Raw genomic sequence first — 4,057 nt, forward strand, 5'->3', positions numbered from 1 at the left:
GCCGAGCATGGTGCCGTCGCGCATCTTCACCGGCTCGGGACAGGGAATGCCACGGGCGGCGAGATGCGACATCAGGCCGAGGAAGAACGGCAGGTCACCAACCGCCGTGCGCTTTTCATACAGCGTCAGGAAGAACGAGCCCGCCGTGGTGTGCATCAGAAAGTTGGAGTTCTCCACGCCTTCGGCGATGCCCTTGTAGGACAACAACTGGCCGATATCGTAGGCCGCCAGAAACTCCGACAGTTCATCGGCGCTAACGTCGGTATAGACCGCCATGGAAGTTACGCCGCGTCGGGACGCAGCGAGCGCGGCAACGGGAAGAATTCGTTTTCCTCCGCGGCCGACACTGTCTCGACATGCAGTTCATAACGCTCGGCGAAGGCGCCCATGATTTCCTCGACGATCACTTCCGGCGCCGAGGCGCCTGCCGTGATGCCGAGGCTGGTGATGCCTTCGAACATGCTCCAGTCGAGGTCGGAGGCGCGCTGCGCCAGCACCGAGACCTTGCAGCCCTCGCGCTCGGCCACTTCGCGCAACCGCTGCGAGTTCGACGAATTCGGCGCGCCGACCACGATCAGCGCATCGACCACCGGCGCCACCTTCTTCACCGCCAGCTGGCGGTTGGTGGTGGCGTAGCAGATGTCTTCCTTGTGCGGTCCGTTGATGGTCGGGAAGCGCTTCTTCAGCACCTCGACGATTTCCGCGGTGTCATCGATCGACAGCGTGGTCTGGGTCACGAAAGCCAGGTTGTTGGGGTCCTTCGGCGTGAAGGTCGCCGCGTCATGGGCGGTCTCGATCAGCTCGACCGCGCCGGGCGGCAGCTGGCCGAGGGTGCCGACCACTTCCGGATGGTGCGAATGCCCGATCAGAAGGATTTCACGGCCGCGCTTGAAGTGGATCGCCGCCTCGCGGTGCACCTTAGTGACCAGCGGGCAGGTGGCATCCAGCGAGAAGAAATTGCGCTGCTTGGCGTCGGCGGGAACCGATTTAGGCACGCCATGAGCGGAAAATACCACCGGAGCCGAGGTGTTGTCGGGGATTTCGGCCAGTTCCTCGACAAAAATCGCGCCCTTGGTCTTCAGGCTGTCGACCACATATTTGTTATGGACGATTTCATGCCGGACATAGACCGGCGCGCCATGGATCGCCAAAGCGCGTTCCACCGTATCAATGGCCCGGACCACGCCGGCGCAGAAGCCGCGCGGTGAGCAAAGCACGATTTTCAGAGGCGGTTTGGCCTGCATATTGGGCAATCCAGCGATCATTTAAGGTCCGAGCCACCCGGGATGTCGGGTGCGAGGCGCTCAGATCCAGGGGGACAATAGGCCAAAGAGCCTGTTTCAGGAAGCACTTGGCGTCCAGTAAGAGGACTTGGGGCCGTCTGGCCGCCCTGTCAAGGCCGAACAGTCTTCCATTGCGCGGCCAGCCCCGGACAGACTATATACAGCTTGAATTCCCCGTCATCCCCGATGACCAGACGGCTCCGCCTCCAAAAAAGGTGGGCGGAGCGTAAAGGAGATTTGCCATGAGCAATGCACCGCTGATGCCAAAGGCGACTGCCGTGTGGCTGGTCGACAACACCGCTTTGACCTTCGACCAGGTCGCCGATTTCACCAAGATGCACCCGCTTGAAATCCGCGCCATCGCCGATGGCGACGCCGCGCAGGGCATCAAGGGCATGGACCCGATTTCCAATGGCCAGCTGACCCGCGACGAGATCGAGCGCGGCGAGCAGGACAAGAATTACCGCCTCAAGCTCGAGGAGAGCAAGGTGATCCTGCCGCCCGCCGCCAAGAAGAAGGGCCCGCGCTACACCCCGGTGTCGCGCCGCCATGAGCGGCCGAGCGCGATCCTGTGGCTGGTCCGCAACCATGGCGAGCTGAAGGACAGCCAGATCATGCGGCTGGTCGGCACCACCAAGACGACGATCGCCTCGATCCGTGACCGCACCCATTGGAATGCCTCGACGCTGACGCCGATGGACCCGGTGACGCTTGGCCTGTGCTCGCAGATCGAACTCGATTTCGAAGTGCAGCGCGCCGCCAAGGAAAAGCCGACCGACACCGCTTACGGCGGCGCGACGCTGCTGCCGGCCTCGGAAACCACCCGCAAGGACGAGTTCGAGCCCTCCGAGCGCAACAGCGACGACCTCAATGTCGACGCCGTGTTCGCCAAGCTGAAGGGTATCGGCGCCGGCAAGAAGCAGGACGACGAGGAATAGGCGCAGGGCGCCCCTCGGAAGCCTGTCTGAAATTCAGCGCGGCGGTTCATCCCGCCGCGTTTTTGTTGGCGCGTCCTTGGAGAGGCCGTGCGAATCCGTCCTCGCGGCGCATCCGCGCCCGAGTTTTGCCCAGCCCCCTGCCCTGCAACCGCGGGGGCGGTGGAGCGGCGGGAGGCGCCAAGGCGTTTGCGAGACGCCCTTGGGGCAGACCATGACGCGGTCCGCCCGGGCAGCTGATAACGCCAGCCGCCCGCGCCCAATGACGTAGGGCGCGGCGCCTCCCGGCGCTCCACCTTGGTCATCGGCCCGGCCCCTCGCTCCGCCGCTCATGAGACGGCGAAGTGCGGCGCCTTCGATCTAGGACTATAATCTAATATGGCCAAAGTCAATCGAATCCTGCGAGATCGCAGCACGAGCCGGCATCAGGCTCGCACGGAGGTCCGGGATGGCGTCGCTCTGGCTGGGACTGATGCGGCTGTTTGCGGGGCTTGGCCGCGGCCTGCGCGATCCTGAATTCCGCGCCATCATTTTCCTGATCGCGGTCGCGATCGCGTGCGGTTCGACATTTTTCCGCATCGTCGAACATTGGGAGTGGATCGACGCGGTCTATTTCAGCGTGATGGCGCTGACCACGGTCGGCGACGCCACGCTGGCGCCGACCACGGCGGTCGCGAAGATTTTCACCATGGTGTTTTCGGTCTGCGGCATCGGCCTGATGCTGGCATTCCTGTCGCGGCTATCGACGTTCCGCGACCATGAAGATCGCCAATAAGGTTTTCGTCAGCTGGCCCAGGCGCAGCGGTTGCCTGCTATCAAGCCAACGGCGGACGACGCTTTGCTGTTTCGCCCTACGACTTCTTCAGAAACTCGACGCGCAGCACCAGGCCCTTGACCTTGTCGGTGCGGCCTTCGATTTCTTCCTCATTGTCGGTGAGATGGATATTCTTGATCACGGTGCCGCGCTTCAGCACGGTCGACGAGCCCTTCAGCTTGAGGTCCTTGATCAGCGTGACCGTATCGCCTTCGGCGAGCAGCGTGCCGTTGGAGTCCTTGACCTTGATATCCATGGTGTCGTCCCTTTTGCCTTCTCCCCTTGTGGGAGAAGATGGCGCGGACGCAGTCCGCATCGGATGAGGGGACGAAACAGAACACGACCCCTCACCCGGCTGCGCTTCGCGCATCCCCCTCTCCCACAAGGGGAGAGGGGAAGCAAGAAAACACAGCCATAAAACGGGGCCGATTGGCATCGGCCCCGTGATCGCCGAATGCTGGCCGTCGATCCAAAACTTGTAGGTGATGCCGGGGCCGATCAGCCACGGATCAAGATTGACCTTGCCGGTAATCGCCGTGCCATTGGCCAGCGTGCCGTCCCAGTTCGGACGCAACCAGCGCTTCTTCAGGTCGACGTTCCAGCCCCAATGCTTGTCGATCAAGTAGTCGAAACCGGCCCGCACCACCGGCGCGACCGTCGGAGCGGCCTACGGACGACTCGGATTGTTCAGCATGTATTCGCCGAGGTTGCGCTGCGATCGATCGGCACGGGCGATGGCATTGCCTCGCTGAACGTCGCGGTTCTTCAGGCAATTGGCATATTCGGCGGAGCCAGCCACCGCTCCGGTGGCGCGGCAGGTCGCATCGTCATCATCGCCCAGACTCGAGACCGGAATATCGCTGCGCCGCGCGCAGGAGGCCAGCGCCAGCGCGGCCAGCAGCAGCGCGATCAAATGGGTGGGGGGCGGTCGCATGCGAAATCCTGGGCCAGTCGTCGATCGCGCCGTGTTTAGCGCGAAATGCGGGAATTGTAAGGTGCATCCTGCCGCGTCATTCCGGGGCGCG

Annotated in this window: 6 protein-coding genes and 1 pseudogene; 2 read left to right on the plus strand and 5 right to left on the minus strand. The window is 63.1% G+C overall.

Annotated elements, in window-relative coordinates:
• Positions 1 to 276, minus strand: a 276-nt coding sequence (locus Q0S16_RS06050; RefSeq protein ID WP_295846081.1) for a phosphotransferase, incomplete at its 3' end; no start/stop codon positions are given.
• Between the two features lie 5 nt (positions 277 to 281).
• Entirely contained in the window at positions 282 to 1,244 is a 963-nt protein-coding gene (gene ispH / locus Q0S16_RS06055) for a 4-hydroxy-3-methylbut-2-enyl diphosphate reductase (protein ID WP_295846089.1), read from the minus strand.
• Between the two features lie 281 nt (positions 1,245 to 1,525).
• Between ispH and Q0S16_RS06060 the strand changes: the two genes are divergently transcribed.
• Both Q0S16_RS06060 and Q0S16_RS06065 read left to right on the plus strand, forming a co-directional pair.
• The gene (locus tag Q0S16_RS06060) at positions 1,526 to 2,221 is read left to right on the plus strand and encodes a cell cycle transcriptional regulator TrcR (RefSeq protein ID WP_295846083.1); all 696 of its coding nucleotides are present in this window, start codon (positions 1,526 to 1,528) and stop codon (positions 2,219 to 2,221) included.
• Between the two features lie 445 nt (positions 2,222 to 2,666).
• Positions 2,667 to 2,993 (plus strand): potassium channel family protein, encoded by a 327-nt coding sequence (locus tag Q0S16_RS06065; protein ID WP_295846085.1) that lies wholly within the window; start codon positions 2,667 to 2,669, stop codon positions 2,991 to 2,993.
• A gap of 76 nt (positions 2,994 to 3,069) precedes the next feature.
• Here Q0S16_RS06065 and Q0S16_RS06070 read toward each other — a convergent pair whose 3' ends face one another.
• The 3 genes and pseudogenes from Q0S16_RS06070 to Q0S16_RS06080 all read right to left on the minus strand — a co-directional run bounded on the left by Q0S16_RS06070 (position 3,070) and on the right by Q0S16_RS06080 (position 3,966).
• Positions 3,070 to 3,288, minus strand: coding sequence for an alkylphosphonate utilization protein (locus Q0S16_RS06070; protein ID WP_295846091.1), 219 nt, complete (start codon positions 3,286 to 3,288; stop codon positions 3,070 to 3,072).
• A 228-nt stretch (positions 3,289 to 3,516) separates the two neighbouring features.
• A pseudogene (locus tag Q0S16_RS06075) lies at positions 3,517 to 3,678 on the minus strand (OmpW family outer membrane protein); the annotation flags it as partial.
• A gap of 21 nt (positions 3,679 to 3,699) precedes the next feature.
• Positions 3,700 to 3,966, minus strand: a complete 267-nt coding sequence (locus Q0S16_RS06080; RefSeq protein ID WP_295846087.1) for a hypothetical protein — start codon at positions 3,964 to 3,966, stop codon at positions 3,700 to 3,702.
• Positions 3,967 to 4,057 lie beyond the last annotated feature (91 nt).

Source organism: Tardiphaga sp., from assembly GCF_025356345.1.
Lineage (GTDB): Bacteria > Pseudomonadota > Alphaproteobacteria > Rhizobiales > Xanthobacteraceae > Tardiphaga.

Coding starts and splice junctions, on each gene's coding strand:
- ispH (WP_295846089.1), bottom strand. CDS start 1,244: ATGCAGGCCAAACCGCCTCTGAAAATCGTGCTTTGCTCACCGCGCGGC.
- Q0S16_RS06070 (WP_295846091.1), bottom strand. CDS start 3,288: ATGGATATCAAGGTCAAGGACTCCAACGGCACGCTGCTCGCCGAAGGC.
- Q0S16_RS06065 (WP_295846085.1), top strand. CDS start 2,667: ATGGCGTCGCTCTGGCTGGGACTGATGCGGCTGTTTGCGGGGCTTGGC.
- Q0S16_RS06080 (WP_295846087.1), bottom strand. CDS start 3,966: ATGCGACCGCCCCCCACCCATTTGATCGCGCTGCTGCTGGCCGCGCTG.
- Q0S16_RS06060 (WP_295846083.1), top strand. CDS start 1,526: ATGAGCAATGCACCGCTGATGCCAAAGGCGACTGCCGTGTGGCTGGTC.